This window comes from Paenibacillus sp. 2TAB26, from assembly GCF_052115145.1.
Taxonomy (GTDB): domain Bacteria; phylum Bacillota; class Bacilli; order Paenibacillales; family Paenibacillaceae; genus Pristimantibacillus.
Genome location: NZ_JBFRGC010000001.1, coordinates 311,965 through 331,770, shown reverse-complemented (window position 1 = coordinate 331,770; position 19,806 = coordinate 311,965). Strand labels below are relative to the sequence as shown.

The following is a 19,806-nucleotide window of genomic DNA, read 5'->3' as shown; positions in this document are numbered from 1 at the left end:
TTAATACGAAAGATCAATTTCAATAAAACTCGTTATTAATTTCCGTTATTCTTAACAACCTCTGCGATATTTTTATCAATGTTCGCAATTGTTGTATCCACGTCTTGTTTGCCTAAGATATACAATTCTGCTTCAGGAATAACTGTATTTTTCGCTTCATCTGCATATTTGGCAGGTACTGGCGCATTTCCTGGAACCGTAGTGCTCATCGTATATTTCAATGACTCTACATCGATTTTTGAAGGATCTTTTGCAGCCGCCACAATGGTATCTATAAGCTTGCTGGAATCAGACTTCGCCCAGCCGGAGAATACACGGCCGCTGACAGCAAGACCTTCAGAGGTATACCATCTTACAAAGGTATAAGCCGCTTCTTTATTTTTCGATTTCGCTGCTACTCCCATATAAGTCGGTTGTACTGGGGAATAATGTTTGCTTTCGCCATCCAATTTCGGAAGCGGTGCGAATGCAGTTACGAAATTAGCTGGAATGGCATCCGTACCTCCGGACTCAGCTACCATCCAGTCACCCATCGGCAGCATAGCAGCTAGACCGTTGAAATATTGGTTGCGGTAAGCAAGCTTTTGCGAAATAATATCCTCGTACATATTAGCGCTCTTGTCTTCGTACATCATTTTTTTCATCATTTCCAAGTTTGCTTTAAGCACAGGGTCCGTCGCATTGGATGTACCGTCCGCTTTCAGGAATGTATTTTCCGAAGGCTTGCTCATCATTTGCAGTTGGAAGTAATCCGGCCAGTTATGCAAATAAGCTCCATAACGTTTCGTTGTTCCTTCGCCCTTCGTTAGTTTTTGCGCATATTCCATAAACTCTTTCCAAGTCCAGTCCGTTGGAACAGGCAATCCAGCCTCGTCGAGCATTTCTTTATTCAAAAGCACGAACCAACGCTGCATGGAGGAGGGCAAAGCGTAAATTTTATCGTTTACCTTCGTGTCTACAAGGTACTCGTCTTCGTATTTATAGCCATCCTTTTCGATATAGCTATCCAAAGGCTCCAGCAATCCAATATCGGCGCGCTGTGAATAGTTCGTGTAAGGCAATTCGATAATATCAAGCTGATCATTGGATGCTGCCATTAGATCCAGCTTTTGCATGGAAGCAATGGAATCACCTTTTTCATTCAAGAGGTCAAGTTCTACCTTAATATTCGGATGTTTTTCTTCAAAAGCCGAAATAACTTCCGTCCACTTCGCCTTGCCGTCCGTTTGCCACGTGCTTAGCTTCAGTGTTACTTGCTCTGCTGCTGGCTCTTTTGGAGCATTAGTCGCGTTTGTCGCGCTGCCAGCATTTGAATTTCCACCATTATTGCCCCCGGAACAAGCCGATGCGAATACTGCTAACCCCAATAACATCATCGATAATCTCTTTTTCATCGTAACCCTCCTAATATTTATAACACGACTAGTTATGAAAACGTCTACAAACAAATCCTACCACGTTCATTTCTGATTCGAAGTTCCCATATTTTACTGAAGAGAAACTATTTTGACTTTGTTACCCTTTTACACCACCAAGAGAAATGCCTTCGATAACCTGTTTTTGACCAATCGCAAAAATAATGAGCAAAGGAACGATCGCTGATACAGCGCCAGCCATCATAAGGGAGTAAATATCACCATATTGGTCTCCAAAAAGCCTAATGCCCAGCTGAATCGTAAATAAATCCTTCGACTTCAAAAAGATAAGCGGATACTGGTAATCATTCCATGTCCATATAAATCGCAGAATCGCGTAGGTCGCTAGGCCCGGACGAATGAGCGGCAGCGCAATTTGAAAAAAGGAACGGAAATGGCCTGCACCATCCATACGTGCTGATTCCATATATTCATTATTTACGCCCATAAAAAATTGTCTGAGCATAAACGCTCCAATAATACTAAAGCTGTTAATAAGAATAAGACCAATATGCGTATCGATGAGGTTCAACCAGTTAAACAATAAAAATTGCGGTACCAACGACGCTTGTGGCGGCACCATATATAAGGCAAGAACAAGAAGGAACATCGTATCTCTGCCTCGGAAACGCAGTTTTGAGAAGCCGAACGCTGCCAGTGCACATACGAATACATTGATCACGGTTGTCGTTAAAGTAATGTATATGGAGTTCGTGTAATACCGGAGAAACCCTCCTGTCCACACTTGTTTGTAATTTTCGATCAGATGCCACTTCGTTGGAATCCATTCAATTGGAAAGTTGAATACATCAGCTTCCGGTTTGAATGAGGTGGTCAGCATCCACAAGAATGGGAGCAGCGACATCATGCCGAAGGCTGCCATAATAATTGTCCATACAATTTTGGACACATTCACATTTTTCATTGCCAATTCCTCCTTCCTGAATTAATAGTTCACCCATTTTTTTTGTGCGAGCATTTGCAAGCCCGTAATAGCTAGGCAAATGACAAAAAGTACGAGAGCCATACTCGATGCGTAGCCTGTTTTCAATTGATTAAATGCCGTGTCATATAATTCATATACGATAACGGTCGTTGAGTTAGCGGGACCGCCCTGTGTTAACACTTGAATCAAATCGAAAATTTTGAAAGTGCCAATAATACCAGTTACGAGCAGGAAGAACGTAGTTGGCGATATGCAAGGCACCGTAATTTTACGGAATTTAGTCCATGTATTCGCGCCGTCAATGTCAGCTGCTTCATAAAGATCTTTCGGTATGCCCTGCAAGCCAGCTATGAAAATAATAATGTTATAACCGAGTAGAATCCAAATTTGAATCATCATCAACGATGGCATCGCATAGTCGATATCGGCCAGCCACTTCGGTGGATTCTCGAATCCGATCGATATTAAGAAATTGTTTACCGGTCCATACGAAGGATGGAAGAGCACCTGCCATACCATAGCTACAGCCACAACACTTGAAATGTACGGTAAAAAGTAAACGACTTTAAACATATCCTTCAAGTACACATGCTTATCAATAATGATCGACAGCACCAATGCCAGTACGATCGTAATGGGCACCGTAATAATGAAGATGAGATTGTTTACTAAACTTTTCATAAAAACAGAGTCATTAAACAGCCGTTCAAAATTATCAAAACCTACAAATTTTATTGCATCAATTCCCGCAACAAAATTCCAACTCGTAAAGCTAAGCAGCAGTGACCCTAATACAGGAATCAATGTAAGTACAACGAGTCCGATCATTAAAGGAGCAACGAATAAATAGCCTGCAATTTGCTCCCTTGCTCCCATACTGAGCTGGACTAACGTTTTTTTCTGTCTCATGAAGCTCCTCCTTCAAACTTTGTTTATATGCTTCATTTTAGAAAAAAAACGGGAGGCTCATAAGAATTAGATCTTTGTATTTTGGAACATATTTTACTTTTTATCTGTTCACACGTTTTTTGAGCAGAATTACTTTCGTTTATTCTTAATCGTTGTTTCATTTTATTTAGGTTGAAAATATGCAAAAAAAAGAGGGAGCAAACTGAGTGAATACTCAGCTTGCTCCCTCTTTTCACTTCATTATTCGGCTGCCGCAGCAACCTTTAGATTCTCTTTATGACGCGCTGTTGTACGTTCGCGATCACGCTCAAGAATTGGTTTTAAATATTTACCCGTATACGATTGCTCAACTTTGATAACCTGTTCCGGCGTGCCTGTTGCCACAATCATACCGCCACCATTGCCGCCTTCTGGACCTAGATCTATCAAATAATCCGCCGTCTTAATGACGTCCAAGTTATGCTCAATAACGAGTACGGATTCACCTGAATCAACCAAGCGGTGAAGAACGGTCAACAATCTGTCGATGTCATGTACGTGCAAGCCCGTTGTTGGTTCATCCAAAATGTAAAGCGTCTTGCCCGTGGAACGACGATAGAGCTCAGCAGCCAGCTTAACGCGCTGCGCTTCACCACCTGATAATGTGGTAGCTGGTTGCCCCAGCTTCATATAGCCAAGACCAACATCAAGCAGCGTCTGCACTTTTCGATGAATACGAGGAATGTTCTCGAAGAACGAGCAGCCGTCCTCAATGGTCATTTCCAGCACTTCCGCAATATTTTTCCCTTTATATTTCACTTCCAGTGTCTCCCGATTATATCGTTTGCCTTTGCAAATCTCACAAGGCACATACACATCAGGAAGGAAGTGCATCTCGATCTTAATGATTCCATCTCCGCGACACGCTTCGCAGCGTCCGCCCTTCACATTGAAGCTGAATCTACCCTTCTTGTATCCACGTACTTTCGATTCTGTCGTATTCGAATACAAATCACGGATATCATCAAACACGCCCGTATAGGTTGCTGGATTGGATCTTGGTGTTCGGCCGATTGGCGATTGGTCAATATCAATGACCTTCTCCAAATGCTCGATGCCTCGCATTTCCTTATACTGTCCTGGACGAGTCTTCGCCTTGTTCAAATCCCGCGCTAGCGTTTTGTACAGGATTTCATTTACGAAGGTCGATTTTCCAGAACCGGAAACACCGGTCACCGCTGAAAAGACACCAAGTGGGATCTTCACATTTACGTTGCGTAGATTGTTCTCCTTCGCACCGCGAACCTCTAACCATTTATCACTCGTCTTGCGGCGTTCGGCAGGTACTTCAATAAACTTGCGCCCACTCAAATACTGGCCCGTCAATGAGTTTTCATTCGCCATCACTTCCTCTGGCGTACCTTCCGCAATGACCATGCCTCCGTGTATACCCGCTCCAGGCCCGATGTCGATAATATAATCGGCTGCCAGCATCGTATCCTCGTCATGCTCAACGACAATGAGTGTATTTCCAAGGTTGCGCATATGCTCAAGCGTCTCAATCAAACGATCATTATCTCTTTGGTGCAGCCCAATGCTTGGCTCGTCCAATATATAAAGGACGCCCATAAGACTTGAGCCGATTTGCGTTGCCAATCGAATACGCTGTGCTTCTCCGCCCGACAGCGTACCCGCTGCGCGGCTTAATGACAAATACTCTAGTCCCACGTTCACAAGGAAACCTAGCCGGCTGTTAATCTCTTTCAAGATTAAACTCGCGATTGCTATTTCCTTCTGAGACAGTTTTAGCGAATCAAAGTAACTCTGTGCGTCTCCAATAGATAAGGAGGTAACTTGGGAAATATGCTGCGCGTTAATGGTAACCGCTAATGTTTCCTTGCGAAGACGTTGTCCCTTACAGCCTGCGCATGGCTTAGCGCTCATATAGTTCTCAATATGCTCGCGCATCATATCTGATGCGGTATCTCTATAACGCCGCTCAAGGTTATGAACGATGCCTTCGAATGGAACGTAGGCTTCTTTGCGATGACCAAAATCGTTCTCATATAGGAAACGAACACGCTCTCCGCCTGTTCCATATAATATCTTCTTCATCTGCTCCGGCTCAAGCTCGGATACCGGAACATCCTGCGGTATGCCATAATGCACGCAAACCGCACTTAGAAACTGCGGATAATAATTTGACGTACTGCCCGCCCAAGCAAGGAAAGCAGCATCCGCAATCGACTTGCTCATATCAGGTACGAGCAAATCTGGATCAACGATCATTTTCATGCCCAATCCATCACAGTCCGGGCATGCCCCGTAAGGACTATTGAACGAGAACATGCGCGGCTCCAGCTCTTCGATACTAAAACCGCATTCTGGACAAGCCAGATTTGAGCTGAATAGAAGCTCCTCCTGATCGATGATATCAACGAGCACGCGGCCCTCAGATATTTTCAGTGCAGTTTCAATTGAATCCGCAAGCCTCGTTTGAATATCTGATTTCACGACGATACGATCGACAACCACTTCGATGCTGTGCTTTTTATTTTTTTCCAGCTCAATCTTCTCGCTGAGCTCTCGCAATTCGCCATTCACGCGTACACGTACAAAACCTTGCTTCTGAATGTCTGCGAGCAGCTTGGTATGCTCCCCTTTGCGGCCTGAAATAAGCGGAGCCAAAATTTGCAGCTTCGTCTTCTCCGGGTATTCCATAATTCGGTCAACCATTTGCTCAACGGTCTGCGACGTTATTTCGATCCCATGCTCTGGACAATGCGGCTTGCCGATACGGGCAAATAAGAGCCGCAAATAATCATAAATTTCAGTAACCGTTCCGACCGTAGAACGCGGATTGCGGCTAGTTGTCTTCTGATCAATAGATATAGCTGGTGAAAGCCCATCAATAGAATCAACATCCGGCTTTTCCATTTGCCCAAGAAATTGGCGTGCATAAGCGGATAATGATTCAACGTAACGACGCTGTCCCTCTGCATAGATGGTATCGAATGCAAGGGAAGATTTACCGGAGCCGCTTAACCCCGTCAGTACCACAAATTTGTCGCGCGGTATCGTGACGTCAATGTTTTTTAGATTATGGGCGCGCGCGCCCTTCACAACTATTTTATCGCTAGCCAATCGTTTCTCCTCCTACTTCTTAGCCCATCTCGGCACGCAGTTCAAGCAGCGCATCCCGTAGTTCTGCTGCACGTTCGAACTGCAAGTTTTTTGCTGCGTCCTTCATTTCCGCTTCCAGCCTTTGAACAAGCGCCAGACGGTCCTTCTTGGTCATTTTGTCCACGCCAGCTCCGGTTAAGTAATCGGCTTTCTGCTCGGCTACCTTCGTCGCCTCAATAACTTCGTGTACTTTTTTCTTTATCGTTTGCGGCGTAATGCCGTGTTTCTCGTTGTATGCAAGCTGAATGATACGGCGACGCTCTGTTTCTTTCATCGCGCGGTCCATAGAATCCGTTATTTTATCGCCGTACATGATAACGCGGCCTTCACTATTTCTCGCCGCGCGTCCAATCGTTTGAATAAGCGCGCGATCCGAGCGAAGGAAACCTTCTTTGTCCGCATCGAGAATCGTAACGAGCGATACCTCAGGCAAATCGAGGCCCTCTCGAAGCAAGTTGATTCCGATGAGAACGTGGAAAACGCCGAGCCTAAGGTCACGCAATATAGCCAAACGCTCCAGCGTCTTAATATCGGAATGAAGATACCTTACCTTAATGCCTATCTCCTTCATATAATCGGTTAAATCCTCTGACATCTTCTTCGTCAGTGTGGTAACAAGAACCCGTTCGTCCTTCGCAATGCGATCCCGAATCTCGTTCAGCAAGTCATCGATTTGCCCTTTCGTTGGGCGGACATCAATAATCGGATCGATTAGACCTGTAGGACGAATAATTTGTTCGATCATTTTGTCGGTATGCTCAATTTCGTAAGGACCTGGCGTTGCCGATACATAAACGAGCTGCTTGGCCTTCGCCTCGAACTCCTCGAAGCGCAGCGGCCGGTTATCCATCGCTGACGGAAGACGGAAGCCGTGATTAACGAGCATCTCTTTACGCGCGCGGTCACCATTATACATCGCTCGAATCTGTGGCAGCGATACATGCGACTCATCAATAACAATAACCATATCATCAGGGAAATAATCAAGCAGCGTATAAGGCGTTGCCCCTCGCTCTCTAAAAGTGAGCGGACCCGAGTAGTTCTCAATGCCTGAGCAAAAGCCCATCTCCGCCATCATTTCCAAGTCGTAGCGCGTCCGCTGCTCCAGCCGCTGTGCTTCGAGCAGCTTGCCTGCTTCGCGGAGCTCGGTGAGACGTTCCTCCAGCTCCCTCTCAATATTGACGAGTGCTACCTTCATTGTCTCTTCATGCGTTACGAAGTGAGATGCCGGGAAAACAGCGATATGATCACGTTCACCGATGATTTCGCCGGTGAGCACATCAATTTCTGATATTCGCTCGATATCATCACCAAAAAGCTCCACGCGAATGGCCCTCTCATTATTGGCTACTGGGAAAATCTCGACAATATCGCCGCGAACCCGAAACGTTCCGCGCGTGAAGCTGATATCGTTGCGCTGATATTGAATATCTACAAGCTTATGAAGGATCGCATCCCGTGACTTCTCCATCCCTACACGGAGCGAAAGCACAAGTCCTCCGTATTCCGTCGGAGATCCGAGGCCATATATACAGGAAACACTCGCTACGATAATTACATCACGTCGTTCAAACAGAGAACTCGTCGCTGAATGTCGAAGTTTATCAATCTCATCGTTAATGCTGGAGTCCTTCTCAATAAACGTATCGGATGAAGGGATGTAAGCTTCCGGCTGGTAATAATCATAGTAGCTCACGAAATATTCGACTGCATTGTCAGGGAAAAAAGTTTTGAACTCACTGCACAGCTGTGCTGCCAGCGTCTTATTATGGGCAATTACAAGCGTTGGTCGGTTTAGCTCCTCGATCATGTTCGCGATTGTGTACGTCTTGCCTGTACCCGTTGCTCCCAGAAGCGTCTGATGTCTCTTACCTGCATGAATACCTTCTATAAGCTGTTCGATTGCCTTTGGTTGATCGCCTTGCGGCGTATAATCCGATTTTAACTCAAACAGCCTTGTTTCTTTTGCGAGCTCACTCACGCCTATCATCCACCCCCATCATTCCGAAATATATGCTCTTATCATTATAGTCAAATATAGTCATTTCATTTCATCTGATATTTCAAAATAAGAATGTTTGTTCCCATCTATTATAACGTTATCCTTAAAGTCGCGCAACGTCGGAAAACAAAAAAAGAATACGTACAGCATAGTCAGTTGCTCGCCTGCGCTGATGTATTCTCATTTATGCCGTTGTTCCTCTTTCATAAAAGCATTTCCTTGCCGTTTTTCTTCTCCTGCCATTGCTTGTACCACTCCGTCACCTGCAAAGGAACGGTAAGTCCCAGATCATTTTCTATCGTTTGAAGAAGACGCTCATAGTGGAAAGTCACCTTATCGTAACAGCCCAGCTCATCATAAAGTCTCATCACGATCAGCCCCTCCTCCTCCTCGTAAGGGTCCATCGATTGTATTCTTTCATACAATTGCAATGCATCGCTTGTTCGATCGCCGCGCTCCAAATAATAAGCAGCTAACATCCTCGCCAAACTCAGCCATAACTGACGCAAACGCTCTCGCTCATACTCCGCCCATAGATATCCGTAATCCTGTAAATAGTCGCCCTCATATTCACCTAGCAGCCGCAAAGCCTGATCCTGATCCTCAGAAATCGAACCGCTAAGCTTAACCATTCCTTGCTCCCACCGCTCCATATCAAGAACGACTTGTCCCATATCGAGAATATAACCTTCTTGAATACTGGAATTATGAATCGCTATGTTCATGTTCATTTTCTGAAGGCATTGCCTAATTTGATAGATAGCCGTGTACAGCTGTGTCATCGCACGCTTCATATCCATCTCTGGAAAAAATAAATCGAGCAGTATCGACTTGTGTACAATTTGCCCGCGGTGATGCAGCAGATAACAAAAAAGCTCCTGGGCTTTAGCCGTTCGCCATTTCGGCAGCTCCGGAGGCTGTCCATAGGAGGATTGAAAACGCAGCGTTTTAAAACAAAAAACGGTCTGCTCCTGCTTCTCGATTTCTTTCGACAACGGTTTTGTGCTCCTGCGCTTCAATAAACGTTCGATTGTTATCTCAACGCGCGATTTTTGAAGCGGTTTTAACAAATAATCAACTGCATTCAGCTCAAATGCCTTTATCGCGTATTCATCATGCGCCGTGACAAAAACAATATCTGCTTGCGGACATATTTCTTGAATAAGCTCAGCTGCTTGAATGCCAGATAATTCAGGCATATGGATATCTAGAAAAACAACATCAGGCTGCAGCTCACTCGCCTGCTCCACTGCTTGTTTTGGATTTTGAAACACATCAATGCTCGTTATTTCCATCGATTGGCGGAGCACCCGCTCCAGTTGAACGAGAGCCAGTCTTTCATCATCGATTACAAGAACCCTCATTTTTCTACACTCCTATCACATTCACAATCATCCAAATTTGTTTACAATTAGAAATTTTCATTTATCTATTTTCATATCGGCTTTTTTCCCAAAATCATTCATGCTTTTGTAACTATATATGAGTAAAAAGACCTAACTTGTTCAGAAATTGTATAGTACTGTTCTATAGAATAAGAATTATGTTGGAATAGATCGTAATATGCCGAAATCGTGTGCGGTTACCATGCATTTTTAACCAAAAATGCCATCACGTACTCCTACCTCTCTGTCAGGTCGGCGCTTTTCTCGCAAAGCACCCTTATATACATAACTCTCCCAACTAACAACAGGCCGATCACTACATGAAGCTCATTTTAATAAAGAAAGGGATGATGTTTTGCTGCTAGCTCCAAATAACTAGAAATAAATGAATACTCGAGCATTTTAAGATGGAGGATACCAAGAAATGAGAAAAAAGACAACTGCACTCATGATCGCTTTTTTGCTAATTTTTCAATACGTAAACTTTGCCGGTATTTTGAAGCCGGTAGAGGCAGCTGCTATTTCTACCAACCTTATTACCAAAATGCAACTGACTGATAAAGAAAAGCCAAGTACAGTCATCGCATCAGTTTATAATTCAGTATACTATGTTAACCCTGATATTCGTGTAGAGCTTGGTCAGGTACTCACTTTAAATTACGATTGGGAGCTTCCTGCAGGTCATACCTATCAAAAAGATGATGTGTTTGAGTTCGAACTGCCCGCTCAATTTGAAATGTACAGCGGCGATCTTACAGAAAGACCGTTGCAAGGCGCTGATCCTAGCGTAGGAACATATAAGGTAACCGGAAAAACCGTTACGCTTAAGTTTAACGAAGAGATTAACGACGGCACACCTGTTTCTGGTTCCCTAAGCTTTTGGAACTATTTTACGAAACAAAGCGTCGGCAACCAAACGGAAGTACCTATTAAATTTAATATCGGCGATACCATCACCATTCCGATTGCACCTAAAGGTGTAACATCTCCAATTAGCAAAAAGGGAACACCGGATAAGAGTTTTAATGCTGAGAACATTACTTGGACAGTTGATGTGAACAAGGATCTCAAAAAAGTTAATGGAGCCGTTGTCACAGATACGATTCCTGCTGGTCTGACTTTCACGCCGGGCTCGCTCAAGGTTTACAAAATGACTTCAGACACCGATGGTGTCCTGTCTAATCCAATACTACAAAATGAGCCTGCTGACTATCAAGTGACTGCACCCGTTTCACCTGATAATAAATTGCAGCTAGACTTAGGAAATATAAATTCGGTTTATCGCATTGTATTTGATACAGCTGTTACCGACATCACAAAAGCAAATTTCAAAAATACAGCCACATTAAAGGGCAGCAATATCACCGATGTTTCTGCTTCAGACACGATAACGAACAGCCGCGGCAAGCTGCTTGAGAAATCAGGTACATATAATGAAGCTGCTCAAGTCATCGATTGGACCATTAAATACAATTTTGGCGAAGATACGATAGCAAGCGCTGTTTTGACTGATTTGTTCGATAAAGACCATGAGCTTGTACCAGGTTCCATTAAAGTATTCCCTGTGGCCGATCCGGTTGCTGGCACGCCAGGAACTGAAATACCGTCGACCGACTATACTCTGGACTATGATGTAAGCAGTCATCCCAAAAATCAAAACACCAAGAACGGTTTTAAGCTGTCCTTTAATAACCCAATCACTGGCGCTTATAAAATAACCTACCAAACCAAGCCAGTTGGCAATTTGTATGACGATAAAGCAATTAAAAATACGGTTTATTCGGATAGTAAAGAATCCAATACGGTCACCGTAGATGTTAAGCAGCATTTTCTGCATAAAACAAATAGTAATGCTAACTACAAAGATAGAACGATAGACTGGAATGTTGAAATCAATAGAGACAAATATAATTTGTTTGGTCTGAAATTTGAAGATTCTTTTGTCAGCGGCGGCCTAAAGCTTGTACCTGGCACCTTGGTCGTTAAGCAAAATGGTATTGTCGTGAATAGTCCGCTTTATACCATCACGTATGATCCGGCCGGTGCAACTGACACTACAAAAGGCTTCAAAATCGAGTTTCCAGATGGCAATTCTATTTACACTATCTCATATACAACGGAATACGACTATACGGATGGATCCTATTTTTCTAATACAAACTTCTCTTTCAAAAATACGGGCAAACTGATCTGGAAAGAGACTGCTGTAGGATCAGAGAAAAATCAATCCGAAACGTCAACTTTTACGCCTAATAAGAACACACAGGATAACGGCTATAAGAATGGCAGCTATAATGCCACAGACAAAAAAATCACATGGAACATCGGCATTAACTACAATAGCAAAACAATTGCCAATGCCGTCGTAACAGATACGCTGGAATCGGTACAACAGCTCGTGGCTGGATCGATTGAAGTACGCAAGCTGACTGTGAACAGCAATGGTTCTACGACCCCTGGTGCACTCGTTGCTCCAACAGGCAATTACAGCGTTGTACTTCCAACGACTGCCAACAATAACCAATGGCAGATTGCATTTACTAATCCAATTACTGAGCCTTACCTCATCACATTCAAAACGGATGTGGATGGAAAAGTGCTTGGCGCAACGGAAAAAACAATTAACAATCATGCTTATTTAAGCGGCACTGGATATACAACGAAGGATCTTACTGCTTCCGTGACGATACCAAAAGCCGGTGAATATGTATTCAAAGAAGGTCAGCAAAACGATGACTCCGTCAATTGGACGATTTATATTAACCGTGGTCAGTCCACTGTTGACGAAGCAAAAATTTATGATGTGCCTAGCAAAAAACAAACGCTTGTCAAAGAATCATTTAAGCTTTATCTTACAAGCGTAAATAGCAACGGCAATGTAACCAAAACTGGTTCGGCTATTAGCCCTACAGATCCGGTTCATGGCTATAAACTTACTTTCAAGGAAAATACGGATCCAGCTATTTCAAGCGATGAGACATTTGAGCTCAGCTTCAACAATGAAATATCCAAACCTTATATTCTTGAATACCAATCCATTATTGATGCTAAAGACAAAGAAACCATTTCAAATACCGTTACTTTCACTGGTGCTGGAGGTATTTCCAAGCCCGTTGACAATGCCACAGAGGTGAAAATAGCATTATCCGGCGGAGAAGGCACTGGCAGTATCTATAAAGGCGATTTAAAGGTAGTCAAAGTTGACAAAAATGATCCAACGCTCAAGCTGTCCGGCGCTGTTTTTGAACTAACTCGCAATTCGACCGGCGGTGTAATCGCACCATCTAAAAACGCTAATGGCGAGCTTGAATATAACGGCTTGCGTTACGGTAAATACACTTTGAAAGAGAAAAGTGCACCAGCTGGCTACGCAATTGATGGTACAGGCATCTACGAAGTAACGATCAATTCAACGACCGTTCCTGTTGTGAAGGAAATCAAAAACGCGAAGCTTTTAGGCAGCTTGGAAGTAACGAAAGTTGACTCCGCTAATGCAGCAACTGTTCTTGCTGGAGCGACGTTCGAGCTTTTCAATAGCGCTAATGTAAGCCAAGGCACACAAACAACAGCCGCAAACGGCAAAGCAACTTTCACTGGCCTTCCTTATGGCAGCTATGTACTGAAAGAGGTTTCAGCACCTACCGGCTATAGCATCATCGGAAACGGTGAAGTGAATGTTACGATTAATGCTTCTGTTGTTACGAAACAAGTGGGTAATACAAAGCTATTTGGTACTTTGGAAGTCACTAAAGTAGACAGCGTTAATCCTGCAATCGTTCTTTCAGGAGCAACATTCGAGCTGTTCAACAGCGCCAATGTAAGCTTGGGTCAAAAGACGACAGACACTAGCGGCAAAGTATCTTTTACTGGCCTTTCTTACGGCACTTATGTACTAAAAGAAGTTTCAGCACCTGCAGACTACAAAATAATGGGCAGCGGCGAAGTGAATGTGACCATTAATGCAGCTGTAGTATCTGAAAAAGTGAAAAATGAAAAGCTAGAAGGCAGCCTTGAAGTAACCAAGGTAGACAATGATCATACGTCAATCGTTCTTGCCGGAGCTACGTTCGAGCTTTTCAATAGCGCGAATGTAAGCATGGGCAAACAAACGACGGCTGCAAACGGAAAAGCAGTATTCACGGCTCTTCCTTACGGCAGCTACGTGCTGAAGGAAATCTCGGCACCTTATGGCTACAGCATCATCGGCAACGGTGAAGTAAATGTTACGATTAATGCGTCTACTGTATCAAAAGAGGTTAAAAATATTCAGCTGCTCGGAACCTTGGAATTAACGAAAGTAGACAACGATAATACTGCCATTGTTCTTGCTGGAGCTACATTTGAGCTATTCAACAGCGCCAATGTCAGCCTAGGCAAAAAGACAACTGATTCAACCGGCAAACTAACTTTCACTGGTCTTCCTTATGGCAGCTACGTGCTGAAAGAAATCTCAGCACCTGTCAACTACGGCATCATTGGCAGCGGTGAGTTAAGCGTTGTGATTAATGCCTCTACTGTAAGCAAAGAAGTGAAGAATGCTAAGCTGCTCGGCACCTTGGAAGTCACTAAAGTAGATTACGATAATACTACGGTCGTTCTCGCTGGGGCTACGTTTGAGCTATTCAACAGCGCAAATGTAAGCTTAGGCAAACAAACAACATCTTCTAGCGGTAAAATATCTTTCACAGATCTTCCTTACGGCAGCTATGTGCTGAAGGAAATCTCAGCTCCATCCGGCTACAGCATGATTGGCAACGGTGAAGTAAACGTAACGATTAATGCGCCATCTGTATCTAAAGAGATCAAAAATACAAGAGATCCTCTTGGCAGACTGGAAGTAACCAAAGTAGACAGTGCGAATACAACAATCGTTCTTGCTGGCGCTACATTTGAATTGTACAGCACCTCTAATGTGAGCTATGGCAAACAAACGACGGCTGCAAATGGCAAAGTATCCTTCACTGGACTTCCACTTGGCAGCTATGTATTGAAGGAAATCTCAGCGCCTGCTGGTTACAGCATAATCGGCAGCGGCGAAGTAAGTGTCACTATCAACTCTACAGCGGGAAATTCGGTCACAGTTAAAAATAACAAAGTAATTGTGCCAACACCGACGCCAACGATAGTTCCGACACCTACACCAAAACCAACGACAACGCCGAAGCCAACGACAACACCAGTTGCGACGCCTGCGCCGACTACTTCTACAGAAAAGGAAGTTACGGAAGTAGACAAACCAGTTGAAGGTGAAGTGGAAGTCCCTGATGGCAGCGTGCCTGTTGGAGGCGTAAAGCCTGATCATGGTAAAGTTGTCATTACACCAGATGGCAAATGGGTTTACACTCCTGACCCTGGATTTAAAGGAAAAGATACATTCTCTATTATCGTTAAAGATAAAGATGGCAATGAAGAAGAAATCTTCTTCGAAATCGATGTAGAGGATCCGCCTCGCGGCGGAATCACAACACCAGACGTTCCTGTATTGCCTAAAACAGGCGAGAACAGCTACCTGCTTATGCAGCTGCTAGGTCTAGCTATGATCGTTGTTGGTGTTTCGACAATTGTGGTCAAAAGAAGAACAAGACGCTAAGTGACTAAAACGATGCAAAAAAGGTGAATCAGGAATATCCTGATTCACCTTTTTGTTATTTCGAGCCTTTTTATTTCGAGCTATAACTAGCTGTCCATTCTCTCCGCCTGCGCATCGCGCCGATTAGAAGCATGATAGCTGCGCAGCAGCTGCAGCAACGACGCTGGCCCAGCCGATGCATAATAGTTGGCTTGTTCATCGGGAGCTAGAATGACCCCGAGCTGATGGTGCTCACCAGCAAATCGCGCCCGTTGCACAAATTTTAATTCACCTTCAAGATTTAATACTTCCAGCTTGCAAAATGCGGAGTTTTGAACCAGTGCTTCATAAAGGTCTTCTTTTGTCCGCACACGCACACCATTAACCTTATGCAAAATCTCACCTGTCAAAAGCCCCATTAATGCCGCTGGAGTGCCAGGCACGATTCCCAATATTCGCAGCCCGCGTGAGTCATGCACATATAATGGCGATAAAGCTGCTTCTCTCGCCCGGCTTCTCCATATAATGGCCTCATGCAGCAGCAGTGAAACCAGTGCAGCAAGCGGCAGCAGCATAGGCTGCCACCAAGCCAGAATTGCAGCGCCAGCTAAGCATATACTGTACAGCAGCAGCCCTTTCGAGGCATGCTTCGCTTTTTCACTCGGCAATAATGAACGTGTCATTTCCGTAAATCCGATAATCATAGGCAATGCTACGAACGACCAGCCTTGCGACCAATCTGCTCCAAATAATGGTGTCCACGGCAATGCCGTCATAGATGATCCGCTCGCCCCTGTCGGTACCAGCATAAGCAGCGGAACTGGCCAAAAGCCCTGCAGCATATAGCCGCCAACGAGCTTTCCACGTTTACCCTCAAGAAATAATGGCGTCGATAATCGATCACCTTGCCAGCGAACAAGAACGGCTTCTGCAAGATGAAGCAGCGCAACGAGCACAAGCAAACCAACAGCATCAATTCCTGCAAGGGAGACAGCCAATGACCCGAGCCAATCCGTCCGCTCCGTAAGCGTTGTCCACCCGAACAGCCACTGAAGTAGAGTAATGACTCCTGCACTGTACGCAAAACATAAGTATCTAATTCGAATCAGCATTAAGATAGCCGCAACTGCCCAAAGCCAAAGAACAGCTTCTCCTGTCAACGATACGCCAACGAATGCTCCTGCAATGGAAACCGCTACACCAATCAAAAGACCCGTTAACATCGCCTTAAAAACCAAGCTTGGCCAATGATGCAGCTTTACTGCAAACATCTGCCTCTCCACCCGTATTTGCCTTGTATACTGTAAAATGATGAATAACACCGCAATATAATAAAATGGCTGTGCAACTAATTGGACAGCCGCTTGCCCGAGCATTTCCAATAACTCGATCGCCGTTTCCAAAGCTAACACTCCTTCGCTCGTTCCCCATATCCTTATAAACATAAAAAAATAAAAGGCCGACCCTGTTAAACAGAGTCAACCTCTTATTCATTCGACATGCGCGTATTATTTCCTGCCTACAGCCTTAATTGCTTCAAGCAGCTGCTTATCATTCTTTTTATCCTGAATCCATTTAATGACTTCCTTCTCAAGCGTTTCACCCGTTTGCTTATCGACCTGTCCCGTGGCCGTCAAGCTATGCTCGGATTGGAATTTCTTAACGGCTTCTGTCGTCTCCGCTCCGAAGTAACCATCCTCACGCTTTGGTTGGTATCCAAGACCATGCAGCATAATTTGAACGCTCCGTACTTGTTCGCCCAGCATATCCTGCTTTAACGTCTCGGAAAGGGTAAGTCTTGCAACGGTATACAAATCCGGCGGCTGCACTGTAAGATCGGGTTTTATGCCATTTTCATGAATCCAATTTCCCTTAGGCGTTAACCATTTGGCTATGGTCATCTTGAGCAGGCTTCCGTCGCCAAGCGCTTTGTTGTAGCTTACTTGAACAGTGCCTTTGCCAAAGGAGGTTTCGCCAACGAGCTTCGCTCCCGCGCTTTCCTGCAAAGCTCCTGCCAATATTTCCGATGCGCTTGCGCTCCCTTTATTCATAAGAACCGCTATGGGGTACGTTTTTTCTTGTCCCTTCGACAGCGTTTTTTCCCGGTTTCCTTCACGATCCTCTACCTGTACGACTGTCGTACCTTTAGCTAGGAAGGTTTGAGCGATCTCTACAACAACGGGAAGCACGCCTCCAGGATTGTTGCGCACATCAAGAACAAGCCCCTTCATCCCTTGCTCCTCCAGCTTCGCGAGCTCCTGCTTAAACCGCTCTGCCGTATGCAGTGAGAATTGTCTGATTTCAATGACTCCTGTACCATCCGGCTGCAGGCTGCCATATACCGTTTCCACATCGATATCGTCGCGAATGAGCACGAGCTGGATCGGATCAGAAAAACCGACACGCTGTACTTGAATTTTCGCTTTGGTTCCTTTTGGACCACGAATCTTCGCTACCGCATCCTGCAAATTCAGTCCATCGAGCTTCGCACCGTTAACCGAAAGCAAAATATCCTTCGCTAATAGGCCGGAACGTTCTGCCGGCGAGCCTTTAATCGGAGAAACGACGACAACCCGTCCATTTTCAAGCGTAACCTCTGCTCCGATACCTGTAAACGAGCCTTCGATCGATTCCGAAAAGTGCTTAGCTACGTCCTTCTCCATGTAAACGGAATAGGGATCATCCAGCGACGACATCATTCCGCTTACAGCACCATCAAGCAGCTCCATGCGATCGACCTTCTGATAATATTTTGTTTCAATTAATTCCAGCACCGCATTAAGCTTCGTCAGCTCTTCTTTTTTAAGCCTGAAGCGATCACCGTCATCAGCTGCCGCTGCTGAAAGAGCAGGCGCTGCTGGCTTGTCCGGTTTAATCATTTGGTCCGCGATCGTTAGCGTAACGAGTACGGATGCAATCATCGTTAGCATAACGAACGCGAATACTGTCCGTCCTTTGAAATGCACCTGTCTACACCACCTTCTCATCTTACACGGTCTTAGATTTAAGACCACACTAGTATATGACAAGCCGCTTACAATTATTTGCATTATTCGGTAAAAATGATCACTTTATCATTTATTTTATGTTTGATTTTAAACAAGGCAGCCACAGGGGCTGCCTCTTGATGTATTTTATGAAAGATTGCCTATTTTAAATATCCGCCTGGATTAACAGGAGTTTGGTTTTTACGCACTTCAAAATGTAAATGTGGCCCCGTCGAATTGCCTGTACTGCCAACCTCAGCAATTTTCTGGCCTTTCTTGACGGTTTCGCCTTTTTCAACTTTGATTCCACCATTACGAATATGTCCATAAAGAGTCCACAAGCCATTACCATGGTCAATAATGACACAATTTCCGTATGTGCTCCACTTTTGGGCAACGAGTACAACACCGTCTTCCGCTGCGAAAATATCTGTTCCCTGCGGTGCTGCAAAATCCGTTCCTGTATGAGTGTGTGTTTTGCCTGTAATCGGATGAACCCGTGTGCCAAAGCTTGAGCTTACGCGATAGTTATCCCTTATCGGCATACCCAGCTTACCGCCCGTATACGGATTCGATATTTTGTTTTTCTCTGCATTCAACTTCGATACTTTCGCAGCAAGCGCCATAAGCAGCTCCTCTTGCTCTTTGCTGATGCCCTCGAGCTCCTCTAACGTGGAGTCGATTTGTACAAGCTTATTATCCAGTTGTTTGATATTTGTATTGTAGCTGGCAATCATAACTTCTTTCTCTTGCTCTTTCTTCACTAGATGAGCTTCATACTGCTCCAGCTTCTCATAAATCTTTTTCACTTCAGCAAATTGCTTCTCTACTTCTATTTTCTTCTGAGCAACAAGCTCCTTCTCTTCTCTTTGCTCCGCCAAAATATCCCGATCCTGCGACAGAATCGATTGAAGAGCATCGAATCGATCAATAAAATCTGTAAAGCTAGTCGCACTTAGTAGTACGTCCATATAAGATACAAAACCGTTCGTATACATAAGACGCATGCGAGATTGCAGCAGCTCATCGCGTGTCACTACACGCTCTTCAGCCTGCTCCAGCTCAAGGCCGGTTTGCAGCAGTTCTTCTTCCTTCGCATCGCTTTGTGCTTGCATCTTTGTTTTGTTGATGACGACATTATCAATCTCTGCCATCAAATTAGCGATAGAAGCTTCCGCTTCTGTTTTTTTCCCAAGGATAGTTACCTTCTCATTCTCTGCTGTTTTAGCCTGATTATGAGCATTAGCGGCTTGGCGCTCAGCTTTAGCTGCGCGTTGCTCCGCTTCCTTCATTTCCGCCTTAGCGGCAGCTATTTGTTTCTTTATTTCGCTAAGAGAAGCAGCTTCTCCTCCTGTTGGTTGCATAACAAATACCGCAAGCATCATCGTAACTGTGAATAACAGCCATTTCCTCTTCTTCACTTTCGCATCC

Annotated in this window: 10 protein-coding genes; 1 reads left to right on the top strand and 9 read right to left on the bottom strand. The window is 44.5% G+C overall.

The features are described from left to right. Positions 1-35 precede the first annotated feature (35 nt). The 6 genes from AB4Z50_RS01400 to AB4Z50_RS01375 all read right to left on the bottom strand — a co-directional run bounded on the left by AB4Z50_RS01400 (position 36) and on the right by AB4Z50_RS01375 (position 9,798). Positions 36-1,394 (bottom strand): ABC transporter substrate-binding protein, encoded by a 1,359-nt coding sequence (locus AB4Z50_RS01400; protein WP_430057022.1) that lies wholly within the window; start codon positions 1,392-1,394, stop codon positions 36-38. Positions 1,395-1,515: 121 nt separating this feature from the next. Beyond that, a complete protein-coding gene (locus AB4Z50_RS01395; RefSeq protein WP_339205323.1) occupies positions 1,516-2,340 on the bottom strand; it encodes a carbohydrate ABC transporter permease in 825 nt (274 codons plus the stop codon). 21 nt (positions 2,341-2,361) lie between these two features. Continuing rightward, positions 2,362-3,270, bottom strand: a complete 909-nt coding sequence (locus AB4Z50_RS01390) for a carbohydrate ABC transporter permease (protein ID WP_076266160.1) — start codon at positions 3,268-3,270, stop codon at positions 2,362-2,364. Between the two features lie 240 nt (positions 3,271-3,510). Continuing rightward, positions 3,511-6,393 carry an excinuclease ABC subunit UvrA gene (gene uvrA, locus AB4Z50_RS01385; RefSeq protein WP_441874810.1) on the bottom strand — a complete coding sequence of 961 codons (2,883 nt, stop codon included), beginning with the start codon at positions 6,391-6,393 and terminating at the stop codon, positions 3,511-3,513. A 19-nt stretch (positions 6,394-6,412) separates the two neighbouring features. Continuing rightward, positions 6,413-8,413, bottom strand: a complete 2,001-nt coding sequence (uvrB, locus tag AB4Z50_RS01380; RefSeq protein WP_441874808.1) for an excinuclease ABC subunit UvrB — start codon at positions 8,411-8,413, stop codon at positions 6,413-6,415. A 224-nt stretch (positions 8,414-8,637) separates the two neighbouring features. After that, entirely contained in the window at positions 8,638-9,798 is a 1,161-nt protein-coding gene (locus AB4Z50_RS01375; protein WP_441874806.1) for a response regulator, read from the bottom strand. A gap of 445 nt (positions 9,799-10,243) precedes the next feature. Between AB4Z50_RS01375 and AB4Z50_RS01370 the strand changes: the two genes are divergently transcribed. Next, a complete protein-coding gene (locus tag AB4Z50_RS01370) occupies positions 10,244-15,409 on the top strand; it encodes a SpaA isopeptide-forming pilin-related protein (protein ID WP_441874804.1) in 5,166 nt (1,721 codons plus the stop codon). Between the two features lie 86 nt (positions 15,410-15,495). Here AB4Z50_RS01370 and AB4Z50_RS01365 read toward each other — a convergent pair whose 3' ends face one another. The 3 genes from AB4Z50_RS01365 to AB4Z50_RS01355 all read right to left on the bottom strand — a co-directional run bounded on the left by AB4Z50_RS01365 (position 15,496) and on the right by AB4Z50_RS01355 (position 19,796). Continuing rightward, positions 15,496-16,791, bottom strand: a complete 1,296-nt coding sequence (locus AB4Z50_RS01365) for a PDZ domain-containing protein (protein ID WP_441874802.1) — start codon at positions 16,789-16,791, stop codon at positions 15,496-15,498. Positions 16,792-16,896: 105 nt separating this feature from the next. Then, a complete protein-coding gene (locus tag AB4Z50_RS01360; protein WP_441874800.1) occupies positions 16,897-18,354 on the bottom strand; it encodes a S41 family peptidase in 1,458 nt (485 codons plus the stop codon). 182 nt (positions 18,355-18,536) lie between these two features. Next, positions 18,537-19,796, bottom strand: a complete 1,260-nt coding sequence (locus AB4Z50_RS01355; RefSeq protein ID WP_256710788.1) for a murein hydrolase activator EnvC family protein — start codon at positions 19,794-19,796, stop codon at positions 18,537-18,539. Positions 19,797-19,806 lie beyond the last annotated feature (10 nt).

Excerpts from the sequence above, each read along its gene's own strand:
- AB4Z50_RS01400 (WP_430057022.1), bottom strand. The coding sequence starts at position 1,394 with ATGAAAAAGAGATTATCGATGATGTTATTGGGGTTAGCAGTATTCGCA.
- AB4Z50_RS01395 (WP_339205323.1), bottom strand. The coding sequence starts at position 2,340 with ATGAAAAATGTGAATGTGTCCAAAATTGTATGGACAATTATTATGGCA.
- AB4Z50_RS01390 (WP_076266160.1), bottom strand. The coding sequence starts at position 3,270 with ATGAGACAGAAAAAAACGTTAGTCCAGCTCAGTATGGGAGCAAGGGAG.
- AB4Z50_RS01375 (WP_441874806.1), bottom strand. The coding sequence starts at position 9,798 with ATGAGGGTTCTTGTAATCGATGATGAAAGACTGGCTCTCGTTCAACTG.
- AB4Z50_RS01370 (WP_441874804.1), top strand. The coding sequence starts at position 10,244 with ATGAGAAAAAAGACAACTGCACTCATGATCGCTTTTTTGCTAATTTTT.